Origin of the sequence: Stenotrophomonas maltophilia, assembly GCF_047497515.2 — a bacterium.
Taxonomy (GTDB): Bacteria; Pseudomonadota; Gammaproteobacteria; order Xanthomonadales; family Xanthomonadaceae; genus Stenotrophomonas.
In genome coordinates this window covers 1-23,682 of the sequence record NZ_JAXAXL020000017.1, presented here as the reverse complement: position 1 = coordinate 23,682, position 23,682 = coordinate 1, and the positions used below count along the sequence as shown (strand labels likewise).

Annotated in this window: 18 protein-coding genes; 5 read left to right on the top strand and 13 right to left on the bottom strand. The window is 67.4% G+C overall.

What is annotated here, in order from left to right; translation table 11 throughout:
• The first annotated feature begins 191 nt into the window (after positions 1–191).
• Complete coding sequence (locus ACMZPQ_RS18840) at positions 192–1,421, top strand: amino acid transporter (protein ID WP_197582889.1); 1,230 nt, start codon at positions 192–194, stop codon at positions 1,419–1,421.
• Positions 1,422–1,507: 86 nt separating this feature from the next.
• Here the strand turns inward: ACMZPQ_RS18840 and ACMZPQ_RS18835 are convergent, their stop codons facing one another.
• The 3 genes from ACMZPQ_RS18835 to ACMZPQ_RS18825 form a co-directional block, all read right to left on the bottom strand.
• Complete coding sequence (locus ACMZPQ_RS18835; protein WP_197582887.1) at positions 1,508–2,866, bottom strand: TolC family outer membrane protein; 1,359 nt, start codon at positions 2,864–2,866, stop codon at positions 1,508–1,510.
• Positions 2,867–2,882: 16 nt separating this feature from the next.
• Positions 2,883–3,530, bottom strand: coding sequence for a protein-L-isoaspartate O-methyltransferase family protein (locus ACMZPQ_RS18830; RefSeq protein WP_006468193.1), 648 nt, complete (start codon positions 3,528–3,530; stop codon positions 2,883–2,885).
• A gap of 140 nt (positions 3,531–3,670) precedes the next feature.
• Positions 3,671–4,348, bottom strand: a complete 678-nt coding sequence (locus ACMZPQ_RS18825; RefSeq protein ID WP_197582886.1) for a TetR/AcrR family transcriptional regulator C-terminal domain-containing protein — start codon at positions 4,346–4,348, stop codon at positions 3,671–3,673.
• Between the two features lie 116 nt (positions 4,349–4,464).
• Here ACMZPQ_RS18825 and ACMZPQ_RS18820 point away from each other — a divergent pair, with 116 nt between their 5' ends.
• Positions 4,465–5,595, top strand: coding sequence for an efflux RND transporter periplasmic adaptor subunit (locus ACMZPQ_RS18820; RefSeq protein ID WP_197582885.1), 1,131 nt, complete (start codon positions 4,465–4,467; stop codon positions 5,593–5,595).
• Positions 5,596–5,599: 4 nt separating this feature from the next.
• The gene (locus ACMZPQ_RS18815) at positions 5,600–8,761 is read left to right on the top strand and encodes an efflux RND transporter permease subunit (protein ID WP_197582884.1); all 3,162 of its coding nucleotides are present in this window, start codon (positions 5,600–5,602) and stop codon (positions 8,759–8,761) included.
• A 313-nt stretch (positions 8,762–9,074) separates the two neighbouring features.
• Here ACMZPQ_RS18815 and ACMZPQ_RS18810 read toward each other — a convergent pair whose 3' ends face one another.
• Positions 9,075–9,980, bottom strand: a complete 906-nt coding sequence (locus tag ACMZPQ_RS18810) for a LysR substrate-binding domain-containing protein (RefSeq protein WP_197582882.1) — start codon at positions 9,978–9,980, stop codon at positions 9,075–9,077.
• A gap of 117 nt (positions 9,981–10,097) precedes the next feature.
• Here ACMZPQ_RS18810 and ACMZPQ_RS18805 point away from each other — a divergent pair, with 117 nt between their 5' ends.
• Positions 10,098–10,871 (top strand): SDR family oxidoreductase, encoded by a 774-nt coding sequence (locus tag ACMZPQ_RS18805; protein ID WP_197582881.1) that lies wholly within the window; start codon positions 10,098–10,100, stop codon positions 10,869–10,871.
• Positions 10,872–11,326: 455 nt separating this feature from the next.
• On the opposite strand, the gene leuB is transcribed toward ACMZPQ_RS18805, so the two are convergent.
• The 9 genes from leuB to ilvC all read right to left on the bottom strand — a co-directional run bounded on the left by leuB (position 11,327) and on the right by ilvC (position 20,993).
• Complete coding sequence (gene leuB, locus ACMZPQ_RS18800; RefSeq protein ID WP_197583584.1) at positions 11,327–12,388, bottom strand: 3-isopropylmalate dehydrogenase; 1,062 nt, start codon at positions 12,386–12,388, stop codon at positions 11,327–11,329.
• Entirely contained in the window at positions 12,378–12,956 is a 579-nt protein-coding gene (leuD, locus tag ACMZPQ_RS18795) for a 3-isopropylmalate dehydratase small subunit (RefSeq protein WP_049456961.1), read from the bottom strand. Before leuD ends, leuB begins: the two co-directional genes overlap by 11 nt.
• Positions 12,956–14,374: a 3-isopropylmalate dehydratase large subunit gene (gene leuC / locus ACMZPQ_RS18790; RefSeq protein ID WP_197583585.1), complete on the bottom strand. Its 1,419-nt coding sequence runs from the start codon at positions 14,372–14,374 to the stop codon at positions 12,956–12,958. The genes leuD and leuC overlap by 1 nt, the downstream gene beginning before the upstream one ends.
• A gap of 60 nt (positions 14,375–14,434) precedes the next feature.
• On the bottom strand, positions 14,435–15,214 hold the full coding sequence (locus ACMZPQ_RS18785) for a class I SAM-dependent methyltransferase (protein ID WP_197583586.1): 780 nt from the start codon (positions 15,212–15,214) through the stop codon (positions 14,435–14,437).
• A gap of 10 nt (positions 15,215–15,224) precedes the next feature.
• Positions 15,225–16,811, bottom strand: a complete 1,587-nt coding sequence (locus ACMZPQ_RS18780; protein WP_414486244.1) for a 2-isopropylmalate synthase — start codon at positions 16,809–16,811, stop codon at positions 15,225–15,227.
• Entirely contained in the window at positions 16,808–17,911 is a 1,104-nt protein-coding gene (locus ACMZPQ_RS18775; RefSeq protein ID WP_197583588.1) for a threonine dehydratase, read from the bottom strand. Before ACMZPQ_RS18775 ends, ACMZPQ_RS18780 begins: the two co-directional genes overlap by 4 nt.
• Before the next feature lie 96 nt (positions 17,912–18,007).
• Entirely contained in the window at positions 18,008–18,259 is a 252-nt protein-coding gene (locus tag ACMZPQ_RS18770) for an ACT domain-containing protein (RefSeq protein ID WP_197583590.1), read from the bottom strand.
• Entirely contained in the window at positions 18,243–19,979 is a 1,737-nt protein-coding gene (gene ilvG / locus ACMZPQ_RS18765) for an acetolactate synthase 2 catalytic subunit (RefSeq protein ID WP_197583591.1), read from the bottom strand. Before ilvG ends, ACMZPQ_RS18770 begins: the two co-directional genes overlap by 17 nt.
• A 39-nt stretch (positions 19,980–20,018) precedes the next feature.
• On the bottom strand, positions 20,019–20,993 hold the full coding sequence (gene ilvC, locus ACMZPQ_RS18760; protein ID WP_197583592.1) for a ketol-acid reductoisomerase: 975 nt from the start codon (positions 20,991–20,993) through the stop codon (positions 20,019–20,021).
• Between the two features lie 689 nt (positions 20,994–21,682).
• Between ilvC and ggt the strand changes: the two genes are divergently transcribed.
• A complete protein-coding gene (ggt, locus tag ACMZPQ_RS18755) occupies positions 21,683–23,401 on the top strand; it encodes a gamma-glutamyltransferase (RefSeq protein ID WP_197583594.1) in 1,719 nt (572 codons plus the stop codon).
• The last annotated feature ends 281 nt before the right edge of the window (positions 23,402–23,682 follow it).

Here is a 23,682-nt window from a genome sequence, read left to right as displayed (position 1 = left end):
GCACTGTCGTGAACGACTGTATCAAGTCTGCTTAGCGACCCGATTGCTGTCGTCGCTGGACCGGATTTGACCCGTCCAGCGTGCCGGCGATCACATCCCGGCATGCCTGGCATCAAATTCGATACCGTCGTGCAGCGCGGGCTGCCAGCCTGCTGTCGACCGCGCTTGGGCGGGCATCAAGGGAACTTGCGATGGACAGCGACAGTGGCGCCCTGGACGACACGGGGCATGCCCGGCCCGGGACCGATCATCTTGCGGTGGTGGCGCTGACTCTGCTGCTGGGGGGCAGCGTGATCGCACTGGTCGGCCAGCACACGGCGGCGCAGGCGGGGCCGGCGATCGTGCTGAGCCTGCTGCTGGCGGCGCTGGCTGCAGCACTGGTGCTGTGCTGCGTACGCTGGGTGCACCGGCAACGGCCTGAGGCGGCTGGCCTGTACGGACTGCTGGCGGCGGGCTGGGGAAGCAGGGTTGCCGTTCTGTTGGGAGCGGCATTGCTGCTGGAACTGCTGGTGACCCTGGCAGGCGCCGCGCAGTCGATGGCCGTTCACCTGCAGGCGCTGCTGGCCACGAGGGGCTTCGATCCGGGATACGGCGTACCAGACCCGGTGATGGCCGCGGCGGGCCTGTGGCTGTGGGGCATGTGCGCGCTGCTGCCGCCGCGGCGGGCCGTACTGGTGGCGTGTGCGCTGGTGACGGTGAAGGCCGGCGTAGGCGCGTTGCTGTTGGTCCTGGCGGCACGCCACGTGCACTACGCGCACTGGATTCCCTGGCTGCCGGAGGCGATCGCGCCCTATCGCTTCGGGATCGGCGGCGTGCTCGCTGCAACCCCGCCGCTGCTTGGCGTCTTCGGCAGCGCCGGATTGGCGCTGGGACTGCCCGGCCTGCGCCGGAAGGCATCGGCCCACCACTCAAACGTGTTGCTGGCGGTGGTGCTGGTGGCAACGCTGCTGTTGATCGCACTGGCCGCGCTGCAGGCGGGACTGGTCGAATTCCCGGCGCTGGCCAGCACACGGCCGTTGTCAGTGGCACTGCACGGCCACCCATCGCTGCAGTGGATGCTGCCGTTGCTGCCGTTGGCCGGGGTCGCCGGCCTGGCGGCGTTGCAGCTGGTGCTGTTGCTGCTGGCCGCACCACTGGCAACCGCGCTCTGGCCGGCGAAAGGCGAAGGGCCGCGCCGCGATGGACATCGTCGCGCCACCGTGTTCCTGGTGCTGGGCGCGACGCTGTTGGTGTTGTGGGTGCCGATGGGCATGTTGCCCGCGCTGCCGGGTGTCGTGACCCTGCTGGTGATGGCGGCGCTGTGCCTGGCCGCGTTGCGCGTGGAGGCGGTGATGCCGCGCATGATGCCGTTGCTGGCGCCAGTGGCGGCGACGTTGTGCCTGCTGGCCGCCGTGGACCGGATACGCTCCTGGCCGGTTTGACGCCAGCGCACATGGCTGCGCTTGGAGGCCCCACAAAAAAAAGCCACCCTTGCGGGTGGCTTGTTCGTTGCAGGCAGAGCGACGACTCAGCGCGTGGTCGTTGCCGGATTGCCAGCGTCCTGGGTCAGCAGGCGGTTGACGTCCTGCAGCTCGGCCACATCCAGCGCGCCCAGCGACTGGCTCAGCAACAGGCGGTTCTGCAGGAAGGTGTAACGCGCATTGGCGTAATCCAGCTGCGCCGAGAACAGGATGCGCTGGTTCTGGATCACGTCCAGCACGGTACGGGTACCGACTTCCAGGCCAACCTGCGAGGCGTCGTATGCGCTCTGTGCCGAGACCACCGCCAGGCGGCGGGCTTCCACTTCGCTGATGCCCTGCACCAGGGTCTGGTAGGCATTGCGGGTGTTGCGGTCCAGCGCGCGCTTCTGCTGCTCGTAACCGTCCTGGGCGATGTCACGCTGGGCCAGCGCCTGGCGCACGCCGGACTGGGTGGCACCGCCGGCGAAGATCGGCACGCTCAGGGTCAGGCCGATGCTGTTGGTACGCGCATCGGGCGACAGCGAGCCGGAACCGGTGCTGTCACCCCAGGTCGCGCTCTTGCCCCAGCTGCCACCCAGCGACAGGGTCGGGTAGTGACCACCACGGGCGGCCTGCACGCTCGCCTCGGCGGCACTGACCTTCAGTTCCTGCGCCTTCAGCGCCGGATTCTGGGTCGAGGCCTGGTGCACCAGCTCGTCGATGTTGCCGCGGTTGGCCGGCACTTCCGGGCGGAAGTCGGCCGGCAGGCCGCGCAGGTTGACCACCGGCTGGCCGGTCAGTTCGGTCAGGGCCTGGTAGTTATCGGCCAGGGTGTTCTGCGCAACGATGGTGTTGGCGCGCGCCTGGTCGTACTGGGCGCGGGCTTCGTGCACGTCGGTGATCGGCGCCAGGCCCACTTCCAGGCGCTTGTCGGCGAAGTCGAACTGCTTCTTCGCGGCCGCTTCATTGGTCTGTGCGGCGTTCAGCGATTCGATCGCCACCAGCACATTGAAGTAGGCCGCCGAGGTGCGCACGATCAGGCTGTCGTTGGCCGAATCGAGGGTGAAGTCCGCCGCCTTGCTCAGCTCGCGCTGCGAACGCAGATTGTTGATCTGGGTCCAGTTGAACAGCGTCTGGCTGCCGTCGATCGTGTAGTTGCGACGCTTGTTGGTGAACGAGCCCGAATTGACATCGGCGTTCGGTTCACTGCGCGTGCGGTTCAGCGTGGCCTGGCCGTTGATCTGCGGCAGCAGGGCAGCGCGCGCCTGCACGGCGCCTTCCTTGTCGACCAGCCGGGTCGATTCAGCGGCTGACAGCTGCGGATCGCCGTTGCGCGCCATCTCGTAGACCTGCAGCAGGTCGGCGGCATGGGCGGACAACGGCAGCAGGGCAGTGGCCAGCGCAACAGCGAGGGATCGGCGGATCATTGCGGCTTCCTTGGACTCAGAGGTGGAACTGGGGTGCCGGGGCGGCACCGCGCAGGTAATCGATATCGGTTTCGAACAGCGATTCGGTGCTGCCGTCGGCCTTGACCAGCAGGGCCTCCATCGCCGGCGAGCGGCCCTGGATCACGAACAGGCGGCCACCCGGACGCAGCCACGAGGCGAACTGTGACGGCACCACGTCGACCGCACCAGTGACACAGATCACGTCAAAGCGGCGTTCGGTCTGCCACGACAGGGCGTCGGCCACTTCAACGCGGACGTTGGTGCCCAGGCCGGATGCATCCAGGCGGGCGCGCGCGGCGGCGGCCAGCTCGGGGTCGATCTCCAGGCTCAGCACGTCGCGCGCCAGCGCGCCGATGCAGGCGGCCAGGAAGCCGCTGCCGGTGCCGATTTCCAGCACTTCGTCACCCGGCTGCAGGTCCAGCGCCTGCAGGGTACGGCCCTCGATGACCGGCTTCATCATCTTCTGGCCATGGCCGATCGGCAGTTCGACGTCGGCATAGGCCAGCGCCCGGTGCGCGTCGGCGACAAAGGCCTCGCGCGGCAGGCGGGCCAGTACGTCGAGCACCTTGATGTCCAGCACGTCCCAGGGACGGATCTGCTGTTCCACCATCAGTTCGCGGGCGTGGGCGTAATCAATCGTCATGAGGTTCAAATCCAGCGCAGTGGGCCGGCCATTTTACCGGTGCCGGAGGCCGGCGGCGCGCCCAGAGCATCAGCTTTCGGGGGGCCGGGGTCGCAGTGCCGGAAGTCATCGCGACCTCCGGTTCATTCAGGTTTGCCGTTTCAGCCGGTTGCGGCCCCTCGCGGCGCGTAGGCGCGCAGGAAGAAGTCGATGCTGGCGGTCACGTGGGTGAGAGGGTCGCACTCCACCGGTGACAGTGGCATGCCGCACATCATATGCATGTGCACCTCGCCCTTCACCAGGGTCAGGAACTGCTGCCCGGCAAGGTAGTAGTCGGGGATGTCCAGCTCGCCGCGTTCGCCGCGGGCGCGCAGGAAGTCGGCCAGGGCCTCGCAGGTGCGCTCCGGGCCGGCCTGCCAGAACAGCTCGCGCAGGCGCTCGTCGGTCTCCGGCGCCATCATCATGCGCTGGATCGAGATCGCCGCATCGGAGGTGATCAGCTTGAAGAAGGCCAGGCCGATGCCGATCAGCTGGTCGCGCAGCGGGCCGTCGGCGTCGGCCACGAACAGCGCGTCGGGCAGCATTTCAATGCATTTGGACTGCACGGCCTCGGAGAACAGGGTCTCCTTGTCGCCGAAGTGGCTGTACACGGTCAGCTTCGAGACCCCGGCCTGGCCGGCGATGCTGTCCATGCTCACGCCGGTATAGCCCTGTTCGATGAACAGGGCCTTGGCTGCTTCAAGGATGGCCGCGCGCTTGCCGAGGTCCTTGGGGCGCCCGGGTCCGGCGGCCTTGGCAGCGGGCTTGGCCGACGGCTTGCGGGAAGTGGGAGAACTCATCGCAACAATACTAGACCAAGCGGTTCGATATTTATACTATACCGGCCGGTTTATTAAATTGGGCCGGTTGTCGCGGCTCCCCCTTGTTGGACCCTGCGTTTTCAGGACGTTGACCGATGAAGATCGTGCGCTGGATGGGCGGTATGGTGTGGGTGGCTGCGCTGGCAGCCTGTTCGGGACAGGAACAGGCGCCGCAGGCGGCCGTGCCGGTGCTGGTGGTGCATCCCGGTGAGCAGGCCGGGCAGGCGCCTGCGGCGTTTCCAGGCACGGTGCGTGCCCGCCAGGAAAGCCCGCTGTCGTTCCGCGTCGGCGGCCACCTGGTCAAGCGCCATGTCGATGCCGGCCAGCGGGTGAAGAAGGGCGACGTGCTGGCCGAGCTGGACGTGGCCGACTTCGCGCTCCAGGCCCGTGCGTCGCAGGCCCAGCTGGCCGCGGCCGAGGCCGACCTGGCGCGCGCGCGCGACGACCTCAAGCGCTATCAGGTGCTGGCCGACCAGCAGCTGGTCAGCCGCTCGCAGCTGGACCAGCAGTCCGCTGCGTTCAAGGCCGCACAGGGCCAGGCCAATGCCGCCCGTGCCAACCTCGATGTGCTGCGCAACCAGGCCGATTACGCGCAGCTGCGCGCGCCGGCCGACGGCGTGATCGCCAGCCGCGAGGCCGAAGCCGGGCAGGTGGTGTCCGCCGGCCAGACCATCTTCAACCTGGCCGCCGACGGTGGCCGCGAGGTGCTGATCGACCTGCCTGAAGCCACCATCCGCGACTATGCGGTCGGCCAGCCGGTGGAGGTGGAGTTGTGGAACCGCCCGGGCCAGCGCCTGCCGGGCACGATCCGCGAGATTGCCGCCGCCGCCGACCCGCAGGCACGCACCTATGCGACCCGGGTCAGCCTGGCGGCCGACGCACTGGCCGATGTCGAACTGGGCCAGAGTGCACGCGTCTACAGCAGCGCCGGCCGCCACGGCACCCTGCAGCTGCCGCTGGGCGCGCTGCAACGCGGTGCCGACGGTGCCGCCAGCGTGTGGGTGGTCGATCCGGCCAACAGCACGCTGAAGGCCGCGACGGTCACCACCGGTGCCTACGGCAGCGAGACGGTGCCGGTGCTCTCCGGCGTCGGTGCGAGTGACTGGGTGGTCGCCGCAGGTGGCCATCTGCTGCGTGCAGGCCAGCCGGTGATCGCGGTGGACCGGCAGAACCGCCCGGTGCTGAAGCCGGCCGCGCCAGCCGCCGCCGCCAAGGCCAAGGAGTAAGCCGGTGCGCCGCTTCAATCTTTCCGAGTGGGCGCTGGCCAACCGTCCACTGGTGCTGTTCGCGATGCTCGCCTTCGCGCTGATCGGCGCGTGGTCGTACAAGCACCTGGGCCAGTCCGAGGATCCGCCGTTCACCTTCAAGGCGATGGTGGTGCGCACGCTATGGCCGGGTGCCACTGCCGAGCAGGTCTCGCGGCAGGTGACCGAGCCGATCGAGAAGGCACTGATGAACACCGGCGAGTACGAGTTCATCCGCTCGTACTCGCGCCCGGGCGAATCGCAGGTGATCTTCATGGCCCGCGACAGCCTGCGTTCCAAGCAGATTCCGGACCTGTGGTACCAGGTACGCAAGCGCGTGGGCGACATCCGGGCCACGCTCCCGCGCGAGATCGTCGGCCCGTTCTTCAACGACGAGTTCGGCGACACCTACGGCAACATCTATGCGCTGACCGGCAAGGGTTTCGACTACGCGGTGATGCGTGACTACGCCGATCGCATCCAGCTTGAACTGCAGCGCGTGCCCGACGTCGGCAAGATCGACCTGGTCGGCCTGCAGGACGAGAAGGTGTGGATCGAGCTGTCCAACACCCGCCTGGCCACGCTGGGCGTGTCGATGCAGCAGGTGCAGCAGGCGCTGGCCGACCAGAACGCGGTCACCGGCACCAGCTTCTTCGAGACCGCCACCGACCGCGTGCAGCTGCGCGTGACCGGACAGTTCAACGATATCGAGGCGATCCGCCAGTTCCCGATCCGCGCCGGCGACCGTACCGTGCACCTGGGTGACATCGCCGAGATCAAGCGTGGCTTCGCCGACCCGGCGTCGCCGAAGATGCGCTTCATGGGCGAGGAGGCGATCGGCCTGGCGGTGGCGATGAAGGACGGCGGTGACATCCTCAAGCTGGGCGCCAACCTCGATGCCGAGTTCGAGCGGCTGCAGAAGACCCTGCCGGCCGGCATGCAGCTGCGCAAGGTGTCCGACCAGCCGCAGTCGGTGGAGGAGTCGGTCGGCGAGTTCGTGCAGGTGCTGACCGAAGCGGTGGTGATCGTGCTGCTGGTCAGCTTCTTCTCGCTGGGCCTGCGCACCGGCCTGGTGGTGGGCGTGACCATTCCGCTGGTGCTGGCGATGACCTTCTTCGTCATGCACTACTTCGACATCGGCCTGCACAAGATCTCGCTGGGCGCGCTGGTGCTGGCGCTGGGCCTGCTGGTGGACGATGCGATCATCGCGGTGGAGATGATGGCCACCAAGATGGAACAGGGCTACGACCGCCTGCGCGCGGCCAGCTTCGCCTGGGAGTCAACCGCATTCCCGATGCTGACCGGCACCCTGATCACCGCGGCCGGCTTCCTGCCGATCGCCACGGCAGCATCGAGCACCGGTGAGTACACCCGTTCGCTGTTCCAGGTGGTGACCATCGCGCTGGTGGTGTCGTGGATTGCAGCGGTGCTGTTCATCCCGTACCTGGGCGACAAGATGCTGCCGGACCTGTTCAATCCACAGCCGCCGAAGCCAGGCAGCCTGTCCGCGCGCTGGCATGCCAAGCGCCAGCAATGGGCCGACCGCTACCCGGCGCTGGCCAACCTGATTGCGCCGCCGCAGCATGGGCACGACCATGACCCGTACCAGCGCCCGTTCTACCGCAGCTTCCGTCGCTTCCTGGACGCCTGTCTGCGCCGGCGTTGGTGGGTGATTGCCGCGACCATTGCCCTGTTCGTGTTTTCGTTGATGCTGTTCCGCTTCGTGCCGCAGCAGTTCTTCCCGGATTCGACCCGGCCGGAACTGATGGTGGACATCGAACTGGCCGAGGGCGCCTCGCTGCGCTCGACCCAGGCCCAGGCCGAGAAGCTGGAGAAGCTGCTGTCCAGCCGCGACGGCATCGCCAACTACGTGTCCTATGTCGGTACCGGTTCGCCGCGCTTCTACCTGCCGCTGGACCAGCAGCTGCCGGCGACCAACTTCGCCCAGTTCGTGGTGCTGGCCAAGGACATCAAATCGCGCGAGAGCACCCGCGACTGGCTGCTGCACGAGGTGATCCCGAAGTTCCCGGATGTGCAGATGCGCGTGACGCGGCTGGAGAACGGCCCGCCGGTCGGTTACCCGGTGCAGATGCGCATCTCCGGCGAGCACATCGAGAAGGTGCAGGCGATCGCGCGCCAGGTCGAGGCCAAGGTGCGTGAGAACCCGCACGTGATGAACGTCAACCTGGACTGGAGCGAGCCGAGCAAGGTAGTGCGGCTGGTGATCGACCAGGAGCGTGCCCGCGCGCTGGGCGTGAGCAGTGCCCAGGTCAGCCAGTTCCTGTCCAGTTCGCTGGCCGGGCAATCGGTGAGCGTGTACCGCGAGGGCAACCGCCAGATCGAGATGCTGCTGCGCGGTCCGGCCGATGAGCGCAACCAGCTGGAGCTGCTGTCGAGCCTGTCGATGCCCACCGCCAACGGCGGCAGCATCACCCTGTCGCAGGTGGCGACGATGGAGTACGGCTTCGAGGACGGCATCATCTGGCACCGCAACCGACTGCCGACGGTGACCGTGCGCGCCGACATCAGCGATGGCATGCAGCCGCTGGACGTGGTCCACCAGATCCTGCCGACGCTGGACGGCATCCGTGCCGAACTGCCCAGCGGTTACCTGCTGGAGACCGGCGGTACGGTGGAGGATTCGGCCCGCGGCCAGAACTCGATCAAGGCCGGCATGCCGCTGTTCCTGGTGGTGGTGGCCACGCTGCTGATGCTGCAGCTGCGCAGCTTCTCGCGCGCAGCGATGGTGCTGGTGACTGCGCCGCTGGGCATCATCGGTGCGACCCTGTTCCTGCTGCTGTTCCGCGCGCCGTTCGGCTTCGTGGCATTGCTGGGCACGATCGCACTGGCGGGCATGATCATGCGCAACTCGGTGATCCTGATCGACCAGATCCAGCAGGACATCGACGCCGGGCACGACCGTTGGCATTCGATCATCGATGCGACGGTGCGCCGCTTCCGCCCGATCGTGCTGACCGCGCTCGCCGCCGTGCTGGCGATGATTCCGCTGTCGCGCAGCGCGTTCTATGGCTCGATGGCGATCTCGATCATGGGTGGATTGATCGTCGGTACGGTGCTGACCCTGGTGTTCCTGCCGGCGCTGTACGCGGCCTGGTTCCGGGTCAAGCCCGACGAATCCGCGGCGTAACGCCCCGGGTTTTCCGGCGACTGCCGCTGGTAGGTGCCAACCTTGGTTGGCACTGACGCATGCATCCACGCATGGCGTGGATCTACTGCAACTGGTGTTTGCCCGGATAGGTGCCAACCTTGGTTGGCACTGACGCGTGCATCCACGCATGGCGTGGATCTACTGCAGCGGGTATTTGCCCGGGTAGGTGCCAACCTTGGTTGGCACTGACGCATGCATCCACGCATGGCGCGGATCTACTGCAACTGGTATTTGCCCGGGTAGGTGCCAACCTTGGTTGGCACTGACGCATGCATCCACGCATGGCGTGGATCTACCGCAATTGCAGGCCTGCTCGCAGTACCGGCAGCAACCACTCGATGAAGACCTGCACGCGTTGCGCGCGGTGCTGCCGGTGCGGCTGCAACAGGGTCACCGGCAAGGGTTGCGCCACGTACTGCGGCATCACTTCAACCAATGCACCGGACTGCAGTTCGGCCTGCACGTCGTAGCGCGGAATCTGCAGCAGGCCCAACCCAGCTACGCAGCACGCGATCGAGGCCTCGGCGCTGTTGACCCGCACCCAGCCGGGCACCGGCAGCGTGCGCAGCTGGCTGCCGTCCTGCCATTCCCACGGTTCCACCCGCGCCGTGGTCGGCGATGCGTAGTTCACAGCACGGTGCAGATGCAGATCGGCAGGATGTTGTGGTGTGCCGTGCTCGCGCAGATAAGCAGGTGCGGCAACGTTGACGAAGTCGAGCTGGCCCAGCGTGCGCGCCACCAGGCTGGAGTCACCCAGCTGGCCGACCCGCAGTACCGCATCGCAGCCGTCTTCGATCAGGTTCACCGCGCGGTCGGTCATGCCCAGGTCCACCTCCACCTGCGGGTGGCGCGCGAAGAACTCGGGCAGGGCCGGGGCGATGATGCGGCGTCCGACGCGGCTGGGCACGTCGATCTTCAGCAGGCCTACCGGCTGCGCATCATCGTGGCGGAACAGCGATTCGGCGTCTTCAACCTCCGCAATCAGGCGCAGGCAACGGGCATGGAACACGTCGCCATCGTGGGTGGTGGAGACGCGTCGGGTCGAGCGCTGCAGCAGGCGCGTGCCCAGCCGCTGTTCCAGCTCCGCAATGGCCGCTGACACCGTGGAGCGGGGCAGGCCGAGCTGGTCGGCGGCGCGGGTGAAGCTGGCGCACTCCACGACCCGGGTGAAGATGCGGAAGCGATCGATCCGGTCCATTGTTCGCTGGCTCTGGAAAGTTAAGTCAATGTGGCGGGCTTTATCCGCATTTTCTGCACGATATCGTCGTCAGGGCAGGGTTGCCACCCCGGGCAGCCTCCTCCCGAGACCAACGCCATGACCGACCATTCCCTCAAGGGCAAGACCGTGCTGATTGCCGGTGGTGCCAAGAATCTCGGCGGCCTGCTCGCCCGCGATTTCGCTGCCCAGGGTGCCAAGGCCATCGTCATCCACTACAACAGTGCCGCCGCCCACGCCGATGCCGAAGCCACCGTCGCCGAGGTGCAGGCCGCGGGCAGCAAGGCCGTCGCCCTGCAGGGAGACCTGACCTCGGCGGCGGCAATGGAGCGCTTGTTCGCCGATGCCGTGGCAGCGGTGGGTCGCCCCGACATTGCGATCAACACGGTTGGCAAGGTGCTGAAGAAGCCACTGCTGGAGATCAGCGAAGCGGAGTACGACGAGATGAGCGCGGTCAATGCCAAGGCTGCCTTCTTCTTCCTCAAGGAAGCCGGTCGCCACGTCAACGACGGTGGCCGCATCTGCACCCTGGTCACCTCCTTGCTGGGTGCGTACACGCCGTTCTATTCCAGTTATGCAGGGACCAAGGCGCCGGTGGAACACTTCACCCGTGCGGCGTCGAAGGAATTCGGCGAGCGCGGCATCTCGGTGACGGCCATTGGACCGGGCCCGATGGATACGCCGTTCTTCTACCCGGCCGAGAGTGCCGATGCGCAGGCGTACCACAAGACCGCAGCGGCGCTTTCGGCGTTCACCCGCACCGGCCTGACCGACATCGCCGACATCGTGCCGTGGATCCGCTTCCTGGTCACCGATGGCTGGTGGATGACCGGGCAGACCATCCTGGTCAATGGTGGGTACACCACCAAGTAAGGAAGCCACGCATGGCGTGGCGCTACCCCTGTGGTGGGTGCCAACCTTGGTTGGCACGGATGCTTGCATCCACGCATGGCGTGGATCTACCGCTGTGGTGGGTGCCAACCTGGATTGGCATGGATGGTTGCATCCACGCATGGCGTGGATCTACCGCTGTGGTGGGTGCCAACCTTGGTTGGCACGGATGGTTGCATCCACGCATGGCGTGGATCTACCGCTGTGGTGGGTGCCAACCTGGATTGGCATGGATGGTTGCATCCACGCATGGCGTGGATCTACCGCTGTGGTGGGTGCCAACCTGGATTGGCACGGATGGTTGCATCCACGCATGTGGTTGCATCCACGCATGGCGTGGATCTACTCGCGGGGTTCGAACCATCCACGCATGGCGTGGATCTACAGTAGAGCCACCCCATGGGTGGCTGCGCGCAAAGTCCGAAGGAAAGGCCGGATCAGTTGAGTTTGGCGAGCACCGCGTCGGTGGCCGCTGCGGTGCTCACCGCCTGGCCCTTGGCCGCCAGGTCGGCGGTGAACACGCCCTCGTCCAGCACGGCATGCACCGCGGCTTCCACCGCTGCGGCTTCGGCGTCCAGGCCCAGCGAATGGCGCAGCAGCATCGCCGCGCTGAAGATCGTCGCGTAAGGGTTGGCAATGCCCTTGCCGGCGATGTCCGGCGCCGAACCGTGGATCGGCTCGTAGATGCCGACCGCGCCCGGCTCGCCGAGCGAGGCCGACGGCAGCAGGCCCAGCGAGCCGGCCAGCATCGAGGCCTCATCGGTGAGGATGTCGCCGAACATGTTCTCGGTCACGATCACGTCGTACTCGCGCGGCTTGGCCAGCAGGTGCATGGCCATCGAATCAACCAGCTGGTGTTCCAACGCGACGTCCGGGAATTCTTCACGGCCGATGCGTGCGGCCACGTCACGCCACAGGCGCGAGGTCTCCAGTACGTTGGCCTTGTCCACCGAGGTGACCTTGCCACGGCGCTGCTGGGCCAGGCGGAAGGCACTGCGCAGCACGCGCTCGATCTCGGCCACGGTGTAGCGGCACAGGTCGCTGGCGCTGTCGGCGTCGCGGGTCTTGTCGCCGAAGTAGATGCCGCCAGTCAGTTCGCGCACCACCACGAAGTCCACGCCCTGCAGCAGCTCGGCCTTGATCGGCGAGGCGTGCAGCGCGGCCTCGTGGGTACGCACCGGGCGCAGGTTGGCATACAGGCCCAGCGCCTTTCGGATCGCCAGCAGGCCCTGTTCCGGGCGCACTTTGGCATTCGGGTCGGACCACTTCGGGCCCCCCACGGCGCCCAGCAGCACGGCATTGGCGGCCTGGCAGGCGGCCAGGGTGGCGGCCGGCAGCGGCTCGCCGTGACGATCGATGGCGATGCCACCGATGTCGTGTTCGCTGAAAGCAAAGGTGTGGTTGAAGCGTTCGGCGACCGCCTTCAGCACGGCAACTGCCGCGGCGGCCACTTCCGGGCCGATGCCATCACCGGGCAGGACAACAATTTCAGCGTGCATGCTCACTCTCGTAACGTTCGATTTCAGGGACACGGCCCAACAGATACCCCAACTGGTCGACACCTTCCAGCAGGCAGGTCTGCGAGAAGCCATCCAGCGGGAAGGAATAGACCCGGCCGTCCGGCGTGCGCAGTTCGCGCGTGGCCACGTCGATGGTCAGTTCATCGTCCGGGCGCTGCATCAGCGCCTGCACGTCGGCCTCGTCCAGCACGATCGGCAGCAGGCCGTTCTTCAGCGAATTGCCGCGGAAGATGTCGGCAATCTCGCTGCTGACGATGGCGCGCAGGCCGAGGTCGGTCAGCGCCCACGGTGCATGTTCGCGCGAGGAACCGCAGCCGAAGTTGCGCCCGGCCAGCAGGATGCTGCGGCCGGCATTGTGCGGCTGGTTGAAGGCGAAGTCGGCCACCGGCGAACCGTCGGCCTGCCAGCGCCAGTCATTGAAGGCGTTGCGGCCCAGGCCGGCGCGCTCGGTGGTGGACAGGAACCGCGCCGGAATGATCTGGTCGGTGTCGATGTTGGTCTGGCGCAGCACTACGCTGGCCGAGCTCAGGGTACGGAAACCGGCCATTACGCGACCTCCTGTGCGAACAGCTCGCGGGTATCGGCCACCTGGCCGTTCACCGCGGCCCATGCCGCGCTCATCGGCGACGCCAGCAGGGTGCGCGAACCGGGGCCCTGGCGGCCCTCGAAGTTGCGGTTGCTGGTGCTCACCGCCAGCTGGCCGGGGGCGACCAGGTCACCGTTCATGGCGATGCACATCGAACAACCCGGCTCGCGCCACTCGGCACCGGCCGCGCGCACGATCTCATGGATGCCCTCGGCCTCGGCCTCGCGCTTGACGATCTCCGAACCGGGTACCACCAGCATGCGCACCCGCTCGGCGACGCGGCGGCCACGCAGTACCTGCGCCACTTCGCGCATGTCGCTCAGGCGTCCATTGGTGCACGAACCAACGAACACCACGTCCACCGGAGTACCCGCCAGCGCCTTGCCCGCTTGGAAGTGCATGTAGTCCAGGCCCTTCTGGGCGGCCGCATCGTTGGCTGCGGGAATCGGCGCATCCACCGCGATGGCGGTGCCCGGGTGAGTACCCCAGGTCAGGGTCGGTCGGATCTCGGCGGCGTCGATGTGCACTTCGCTGTCGAAGCGTGCGCCGTCATCGCTGCGCAGCTGCTGCCAGCGCGCCACGGCGGCGTCGAACTCGGCGCCCTTGGGGCCGCGCGGGGTGCCCGCGACGAAGTCGAAGGTGATCTGGTCCGGCGCCACCATGCCGGCACGGGCGCCGGCCTCGATCGACATGTTGCACAGGGTCATGCGCTGTTCCATGTCCATCGCTTCGATGGTGCTGCCGCGGAACTCGATCACGTGGCCGGTACCGCCGTTGACGCCGATCACGCCGATGATGTGCAGGACCACGTCCTTGGCGCCGACGCCCGGTGCCAGCGGGCCATCCACGGTGATCGCAAAGGTCTTGGCCTTGCGCTGCAGCAGGCACTGCGTGGCCAGCACATGACCGACTTCGCTGGTGCCGATGCCGAACGCCAGCGAACCGAACGCACCATGGGTGGAGGTGTGGCTGTCACCGCAGACGATGGTCATGCCGGGCTGGGTGAAGCCCTGTTCCGGGGCGATCACGTGAACGATGCCGCGATTGTCCGAGGCCATGTCGAACAGCTCGATGCCGTGCTCGGCGCAGTTGCGTGCCAGCGTGGCGACCTGTGCTTCGGAGGCGGCACTGGCGTAGGGCAGGGTGCCGTCGGCGGCGGCCGGCAGGGTCGGCGTCGAATGGTCCATCGTCGCCTTGGTGCGGTCCGGACGGCGCGGCGACAGGCCGCGCTCGCGCAGCTCGGTGAACGCCTGCGGTGATGTCACCTCGTGGATCAGGTGCAGGTCGATGTACAGCACGGCGGGCGCGCTGTCGGATTCGGGAACCACCACGTGGGCGTCCCACAGTTTGTCGTACAGGGTGCGGGGTGCGGAAGTCATGCGTGTGCCTGGCAGAAGTACGAAGTTGCGGACATCGGGGAAGATAACGAACGGATCATGTCAGCGGCGACGGGCGAGCACCCGCAGCCGCACGTAGTCGGCCAACGGCTGGCCGGCGGCGTTGCGTGGCAGATCGGCCAGCAACGCGGTGGCGGCCTCGCGCACGGTGGCGCGGGCCTCGGCGGGCAGGTCGTCCAGCAACGGCGCAGCGAATACCCGCAACCAGCCGGCGATACCGGTTGGCAGCGCAGTCGGGCGCGGCGTGCACTCGATCAGCTGCACCTGGAAGCCATGCTGGCGCAGGCGGTCGGCGTAGGCATCGGCACTGGGGAAATACCACTGGAAGGCACTGGCACCGTGACCATGCGCCACGCGCGCGGCCTGCACCGCGGCGATGATGGTGGCGACGTTGCCGTGGCCGCCGAATTCGGCGACGAAGCGGCCGCCGGGGCGCAGGGCGCGACGCACGCCTTCCAGCACGCGGTCTGGCGTGCCCATCCAATGCAGGGCGGCATTGCTGAAGACGGCATCGAACTCGCTGTCGAACGACAGTGCGTGGCCGTCCATCACCTGCGCATCGACACCGCGCGCGCGCGCGGCGATTACCAGCTCCGGCGATGCGTCCACACCGTGGATGCGTGCGCCGCTGAGCGCCAGTTCGGTGCTGAGCACGCCATCGCCACAGCCCAGGTCGAGGATGCGTTCACCGGCGCGCGGGTCGAGCAGGCGCGCTACCGCACCGCCGAGCAGCGGCACGAAGCCGGCGTCGATCGCATAGTCCTGGGCGTTCCACTGCTGGCCAGCGGCGCTGGCCGGGGTGGGGGTGTCGAAGGCGCTCATGTCGGGTTCCTCAGGCGGTCGCGGGGGTGGGAACGTCGGTGCTGCTGTGGGCGGCGGCCTGGCGCTGGCGCAGCAGGCGGTTGGCAACATCCAGCCAGGCCAGCGCGGAGGCTTCGATGATGTCCTTGCTGGTACCGGTGCCGTCGTACTCCACGCCCTCGTGGCGCACGCTCAGGTTGGCCTCGCCACGTGCATCTGCGCCGATGCCGACGCTGTGCACGTGGTAGCTGTCCAGCATCAGCTGCACGCCGGTGGCGGCCGACAGCGCACCGAACAAGGCATCGACCGGGCCGTCGCCCTGCGCGGTCTCGGCCACCCGGTTGCCATCGGGGTCGGACAGTTCGACCAGCGCGTTGGCGCGGCTGCCGACGTCGCTGATGGTCATCGATGCCAGGCGGTAGCCCTGCGCATTGGAGCCGCCCTGCATCAGCGTCTGCAGGTCGGCATCGGTGACCACGCGCTGCTGTTCGCACAGGCCCTTGAACTGCTCGAACACCAGCTTCAGTTCGTCTTCGTCCAGCCAGAAGCCCAGCGCGCGCAGGCGCGCCTCGACGGCGGCGCGGCCACTGTGGCGGCCCAGCACCATCTGCGAGTCTTCCCAGCCCACGTCTTCCGGACGCATGATTTCGTAGGTGCCACGGTGGCGCAGCATGCCGTGCTGGTGGATGCCCGATTCGTGGGCGAAGGCGTTGGCACCGACGATGGCCTTGTTGCGCTGCACCGGCATGCCGACCAGGCGCTGCAACAGCTGCGAAGTGCCGACGATACGCGGGGTGTTGATCGCGCTGTCCTGCTCGTAGAAGGCCTGGCGCACCTTCAGCACCATCGCGATCTCCTCCAGCGAGCAGTTGCCGGCGCGCTCGCCGATGCCATTGACGGTGCATTCGACCTGGCGCGCGCCGCCCTCGATGGCAGCCAGCGAGTTGGCCACGGCCAGGCCCAGGTCGTTGTGGCAGTGCGCGCTGAAGATCACGTTGGCGGCGTTGGGAACGTCGGCGACGCCGGCGATGACCTGCTGGAACATCGCGCGGATCTCTTCCGGCGTGGTGAAGCCGACGGTGTCGGGCAGGTTGATGGTGGTGGCGCCGGCGGCGATGGCCGCGCGCGAAACTTCGATCAGGTAATCCAGCTCGGTGCGGGTGGCATCCTCGGCCGAGAATTCGACATCGTCGATGTACGAGCGTGCCAGTGATACGTGCTTGCGTACCGACTCCAGTACCTGCTCGCGGGTCATGCGCAGCTTGTGCTCGCGGTGCAGCGGGCTGGTCGACAGGAACACGTGCAGGCGCGGGTTGGCAGCCGCTTCCAGTGCGCGTGCCGAGGTTTCGATGTCGGCCTGCAGGCAGCGCGACAGCACCGCCAGGCTCAGGCTCGGGCGGCGCAGTTCGCGGCCGATCAGGGCCATCGCCTCACGGTCGGACTGCGAGCTGGCCGGGAAGCCGGTCTCGATGATGTCCACGCCCAGTTCGTCCAGCGCACGCGCCATCACCAGCTTCTGCGGCGGGCTCATGCTGCAGCCGGGGGACTGCTCGCCGTCACGCAGGGTGGTGTCGAAGATGCGGATGCGCGGGGTGGTAATTCGTTCGATGGTGGTCACAGGGAAATCTCCTCGACAGCGGGTGCGACGGCTTGCAGGTGGGAAGGGGAAGAGGCAGGGGATGCGGGGGCGCTGGCCTTGCTGGGGGAGCGCGGTGGTGTGCGGCTGGTGTCGCTGCGCCGTCGCCGTGGCTTGCGCGGCGGGCGCGGGCGGATGTCGGTGAGCAGGCCGGCCAGGACGCCGGCATCGATATTCCCGCCGGAGACCACCGCGCACTTGCGGCGGCCGGCGACGCGGCGGCCGGCGGCCAGCGCCAGCGCGCCGGCGCCCTCGGCGATGATGTGTTCCTCCAGCGCCAGCCGGACCAGGGTTTCGCGCAGTTCGGCCTCGCGCACGATCACCACGTCGTCCAGCAGCGAGGTGCACAGGCGGCGCGTCAGGAAGCCGGGGATCTTCACCCGCACGCCGTCGGCCAGCGAAGCGACGGGGGCAATCTCGCGGGTATCGCCACGGATCGCGCGTGCCATCGAATCGACGCCTTCCACCTGGGCACCCACCACGCGAACGCCCTGCGATTTCAGTGCCAGCGCGACACCGGAGGCCAGGCCACCACCGCCGATCGGCACGATCACCACGTCCGGCGCGTGCGCGGCCAGCTCGATGCCGACCGTACCCTGGCCGGCGATCACGTCGGCATCGTCGAACGCGGATAGAAAGCGATAGCCGTGGCGCTGCGCCAGTTCCACCGCGAAGGCATAGGCCTCGTCGTAGCTGTTGCCATGCTGGCGCACGGTCGCGCCCCAGTGAGCTACGCCGGCGATCTTGGTTGCCGGGGCGCCGTGCGGCATCACGGTGATGGCGGGCACGTCCAGGCGATAGGCGGCCCAGGCTACGCCCTGGGCGTGGTTGCCGGCCGAGGCGCAGATCACCGGGCGGGTGTCGCCGCGCTCGCGGCCGGCCAGCAGCGCATTCAACGCGCCGCGTACCTTGTAGGAACCGGTGCGCTGCAGGTTCTCCAGCTTCAGCCAGGTACCGAAGCGCTCGGCATGGTGCAGCGGGGTGGGCGGCAGGAAGCGGCGCAGGCGGGCCTGCGCCGCCAGTACGTCGGCAACGCTTACGTCGCCGACATCGCTTTCGTGGCTGGCATCAGCGGCCGGCATGGGCCACCAGCGCGGAGCAGGCGACCACCGCATGCGGGCACGGGCGGCGAAGAAGACGCCTCCGTACCGGTACCGTGGTCGCTACGGTACGGGCGTTCATGGCGATACTCCTTCCACGGCGGTGACCTGCACGGACACGCAGTCGTAGATCTTCTCGATCTGCCGGCACAGCGTTTCCGCCGGGCGCTCACCATCCACTACCAGCTGCAGATGCCAACGGCCATCGTCGGCGGCCACCGGCGCACCGCTGATCGCACGCGGTGCAAAACCGCGGCGTTCGGCCATGCCGATCACGCGCAGCAGCGCGCCTTCGGCCGGGTGCAGCACCAGGTCAAGCCGGTAGTGCATTGGGGGTCTCCTGGCGGGCGTGGGCGGGGTTGCTTTCCAGCATCGTGCTGTTGGCGGTGTTCGGCGGCACCAGCGGCCACACGTTGGCGCGTGCGTCGATGGCTACGTGCAGCAGGGCCGGGCCGGGTTCGGCCAGCAGCGCGGCCAGGCCGCCTTCAACGTCGTCGCGTGCGTCGATGCGGGTGGCGGCGATGCCGAACACCTGCGCCAGCGCCACGAAGTCCGGGTTGTCGGACAGGTCGATCTCGCTGTACCGCTCGGCGAAGAACAGCTCCTGCCACTGCCGCACCATGCCCAGTGAACTGTTGTCCAGCAGCACGATCTTCACCGGCAGGCGGCAACGCGCGATGGTGGCCAGCTCCTGCACGTTCATCATGAAGCTGCCGTCGCCGGACACCAGCACCACGGTACGATCGGGGCAGGCGAACTGCGCGCCCATCGCCGCCGGCAGGCCGAAGCCCATGGTGCCCAGCGCGCCACTGGTGAGATGGTTGCGGGGATGGTTGAAGCGGCAGTGCTGTGCCACCCACATCTGGTGCTGGCCGACATCGCAGGCGATCACCGCATCGGCCGGTGCCAGCTCGCTCAGGCGCTTCAGCAGGGCCGGTGCGTAGATGTGCTGGCCCGGTGCGTCGTAGCGGGCGGCGAAACGATCGCGATGCTGCGCACAGCGCTTGCGCCATGCCTCCTGGTGGGCCTTGGGGGAGGGGAAGGCCGCACCCAGCGCGCGGATCGCATGGCCGACATTGCCGGGCACGGCGACATCGGCGCTGCGCAGCTTGGAGATCTCGTAAGCGTCAGCATCGATATGGACGACGCGGGCGAACGGCGCGAACTCGGCCAGCTTGCCGGTGGCACGGTCATCGAAGCGGGCACCCAGCACCAGCAGCAGGTCGCTTTCCTGCACCGCCATGTTGGCCGCGCGGGTCCCGTGCATGCCCAGCATGCCCAGTGACTGCGGATGATGCGCCGGCAATGCACCCAGGCCACGCAGCGTCATCACCGTGGGGATGGCGCTGGCCTCGACGAAATCGCGCAGGTCCTGCACCGCATCGCCCAGCGCGATGCCGCCACCGGCGTACACCACTGGCTTTTCGGCTGCCGCCAGCGCGGCGATGGCTTCGGCGATGGCCGTGTCGGCGGGGGCGGTGGGCGGCTCGACGCTGCTCGGCACATGCGCCGGCAGATGGCTGGCATCGGCCAGCTGCACGTCCTTGGGCAGATCGATCAGCACCGGTCCCGGACGACCTTCGCGGGCGATGCGGAACGCATCGGCCACGACCCGCGGCAGGTCATCGACACTGCGCACCAGCCAGCTGTGCTTGACGATCGGCAGGGTCAGGCCGAACACATCCAGCTCCTGGAAGGCGTCGGTGCCCAGCAGCGGCGTGCCGACCTGGCCGGTGATGCAGACCATCGGCACCGAGTCCAGCATCGCATCGGCGATGCCGGTCACCAGGTTCGAAGCGCCGGGGCCGGAGGTGGCCACGCAGACGCCGACCTGGCCGCTGGCGCGGGCGAAGCCGTTGGCGGCCAGTGCCGCGCCCTGTTCGTGGCGCACCAGGATGTGGCGCAGCGACGAATCCACCAGCGCGTCGTAGAACGGCATGATGGTGCCACCGGGATAGCCGAACAGCGTGCGGACGCCTTCGGCCTCCAGCGCCTGGGTCAGCCAGCGCGCGCCGTTGGGCGGCGTGCTGCGATGTGTGGAAGCGTTCATGGGGGAACCTTGCAAAGCGGGTGGGGGAGGGCCGCGCGGTTACGCGGCCTGTCCTTGCAACCAGACCATCTTGGCGCGCAGTTCCTTGCCCACCTTTTCGATCGGGTGCTCCAGGTCGGCCTGCTTGAACTTGTTGTAGTTCGGCAGGCCCGCTTCGTACTCGGCCACCCAGTTCTTGGTGAACGTGCCGTCCTGGATATCCTTCAGCACTTCCTTCATGCGCGCCTTGGTGCCGGCGTCGATCACGCGCGGGCCGCTGACGTAGTCGCCGTACTGCGCGGTCTCGGAAATGAACTCCAGCATGCGCGAGATGCCGCCTTCGTAGAACAGGTCGACGATCAGCTTCAGTTCGTGCAGCACTTCGTAGTAGGCGATCTCCGGCTGGTAACCGGCTTCGACCAGGGTCTCGAAACCGGCCTGCACCAGTGCCGAGGCACCGCCGCACAGCACCGCCTGCTCGCCGAACAGATCGGTCTCGGTCTCTTCCTTGAAGGTGGTCTGGATCAGGTTGGCGCGGGCGCCGCCCAGGCCACCGGCATAGGCCAGGGCGTAGTCGGCGGCCTTGCCGCTCTTGTCCTGGTAGACCGCCCAGATGCACGGCACGCCGCGGCCGATTTCATACTCGCGGCGCACCAGCGCGCCCGGGCCCTTCGGCGCGACCAGCACCACGTCCAGGTCCTCGCGCGGCTTGATCATGTCGAAGTGCACGTTCAGGCCGTGCGCGAACAACAGCACCGCGCCCTGTTTCATGTTCGGCGCCAGCACGTCGTCGTAGAGCTTCTTCTGCACCATGTCCGGGGTCAGCACGGCGACCAGGTCGGCATCCTTCACTGCATCGGCCGGTGCTTTCACGGTGAAACCGTCGGCCTGTGCCTTGACCTCGGTCGGGCCGCCCGGACGCAGGCCTACCACCACGTCGAAGCCGGATTCGCGCAGGTTCAGTGCGTGGGCGCGGCCCTGGCTGCCGTAGCCGATGACGGCGATCTTGGTCTGGGGCAGGTCGTTGGTGCTCATGGGGGAGGTTCCTTGCGGTGGGAAGAAAAAAGAACGGCCGGTCGTCGAGGTGACATGCCGGCCGGTCAGGGGAAAGTGGTGGAGGAGGTGCCGCGCATCGCACAGGCACAGCCACCACGAGGCGTCGTGGTGGTGCAGGTCCTGGTTTTGAAGGTGGCGGTGTTCATGGTGGTTGCGTCTGAAACCAGGTCCTGAAATGAAAAAACCCGCACCGGGGCGGGTGCGGGTTTTTGATGAGTTCCGGTGTGTTTGTTGCTTACACGCTGGCTCGTCCCGCACCTGTGGGTTGGGTAATAAGTACGAGCACAAGAATCGAACGCAGCGATGCGGCGCCGGTGTCGGCGGCTTCGGTGTGGGTTCGCGGTGGTGTGTTGTGATGCAACATGTGATCGAGAGAAACACAGCCATTTCGGCGGTGTCAACCCTCGCTGGAGAAATAATTGCGGTTTCGGCTGCATCCAGCGCAATCGCTTGCGGCACAAGGATGGTTGCCGGTGAAATCGTTTCGGTGAACCCGAATTCACTCTTTTCCGGGCGTTTTTTGCGCAGATTCCGCAGCGGTTTCGCTTGGGCGGGGCGCACCTTGGTCCGCACCCACCGGAAGACCATCGCCCATGACCTCTGCCGGATACCACGTGAAGGCCGCAGCAGCGAAGATCGGGGAACCACCCTTCCATCGGAACCCGACCGTGTCCCGACGCCTTGCCCGTACCCTGCTGCCCGCCGCCGTCCTGGCCGCCGTGCCCGCGCTGTCCTCTGCCGCCGACCGCATCACCGGCCACACCTTCGCCACCCGCTCGGAGGTGATTGCCCCGCACGCCATGGCGGCCACCTCGCAGCCGCTGGCGACCCAGATCGCGCTGGACGTGATGAAGGGCGGTGGTTCTGCGGTGGACGCGGCAATCGCCGCCAACGCTGCGCTTGGCCTGATGGAACCCACCGGCAACGGCGTCGGTGGCGATCTGTTCGCCATCGTCTGGGACCCAAAGACGCAGAAGCTGTACGGCTACAACGGCTCGGGCCGCTCGCCGAAGTCGCTGACCCTGGCCGAGTTCCAGCGCCGTGGCCTGAAGGACATCCCGGCCACCGGCCCCCTGCCGGTCTCCGTGCCCGGCGCCGTCGACGGCTGGTTCGCGCTGCACGACCGCTTCGGCCGCAAGCCGATGGCCGACAACCTGGCCCCGGCCATCCGCTACGCCCGCGAGGGCCATCCGGTGGCCGAAGTGATCGCCTACTACTGGGATCGCTCGGTGCCCAAGCTGTCGCAGTACCCGGGTTTCAAGGAGCAGTTCACGATCAACGGCCACGCCCCGCGCAAGGGCGAGATGTGGAAGAACCCGAACCTGGCCAGCACCCTGCAGAAGATCGCCGATGGCGGTCGCGACGCCTTCTACAAGGGCGATATCGCCCGCACCATCGGCGACTACTTCAAGGCCAATGGCGGTTACCTCAGCTACCAGGACATGGCCGACCACCATGGTGAGTGGGTCGAGCCGGTCAGCAGCAACTACCGCGGCTACGACGTGTGGGAGCTGCCGCCGAACAGCCAGGGCATCGCCGCCCTGCAGATCCTCAACGTGCTGGAAGGCTACGATTTCTCGAAGATTCCGTTCGGCTCGCCGGAACACGTGCATCTGTTCGTTGAAGCGAAGAAGCTCGCCTTCGCCGACCGTGCGCGTTTCTACGCCGACATGGCGTTCCAGCCGGCGCCGGTGCAGAAGCTGATTTCCAAGGAGTACGCCGCGCAGCGCCGCGCGCTGATCTCTATGGACAAGGCACTGAAGGAGGTGCAGCCTGGCACACCGAAGCAGCTGGAAGAGGGCGACACCATCTACATGACCGTGGCCGACGCCGACGGCATGATGGTGTCGTTGATCCAGTCCAACTACCGCGGCATGGGCAGCGGCATGGCGCCGCCGGGACTGGGGTTCATCCTGCAGGATCGCGGCGAGATGTTCGTGCTGCAGAAGAACCATCCCAATGGCTACGCGCCGGGCAAGCGCCCGTTCCAGACCATCATCCCGGCGTTCATCACCAAGGGCGGCAAGCCCTACGCCAGCTTCGGCGTGATGGGCGGCGCGATGCAGCCGCAGGGCCACGCGCAGATCGTGATGAACCTGGTGGATTTCGGCATGAACCTGCAGGAAGCCGGCGATGCGCCGCGCATCCAGCACGAGGGCTCGACCGAACCTACCGGGCAGGCCACGGCGATGACCGATGGTGGCGAAGTGAATCTGGAAACCGGATTCCCGTACGAGACAGTGCGTGCGCTGATGCGCAAGGGGCATCGCATTGTGTTCGCCGACGGCCCGTACGGCGGGTACCAGGCGATCATGCGCGATCCCGAGACCGGGGTTTATTACGGAGCTTCGGAGAGTCGCAAGGATGGGCAGGCGGCGGGGTACTGAGGTTTCACGGCCAACGGGCTGAGCCCCCTCTGCGGTGATGGTTCAGCGATGCTTGGCTTGGCCGGGCGGGTGGATTGTCTGGGGGACGCCGTGAATACGTCCCTGTAGCAACTGTGTTGAGGCAGAGTCTCGGCTCCTCCGGCAGCCACGCACGGTAGTGCCGGCCGCTGGCCGGCAGCCTCTTGCAGCGCGCACGGGGCTGGCTTCAGGCGGGGATCGATCCGCCTTGAGCGTCACGCACGCGGGCGTTGAGAATCACCAGCATCTTGCGCATCACCGCC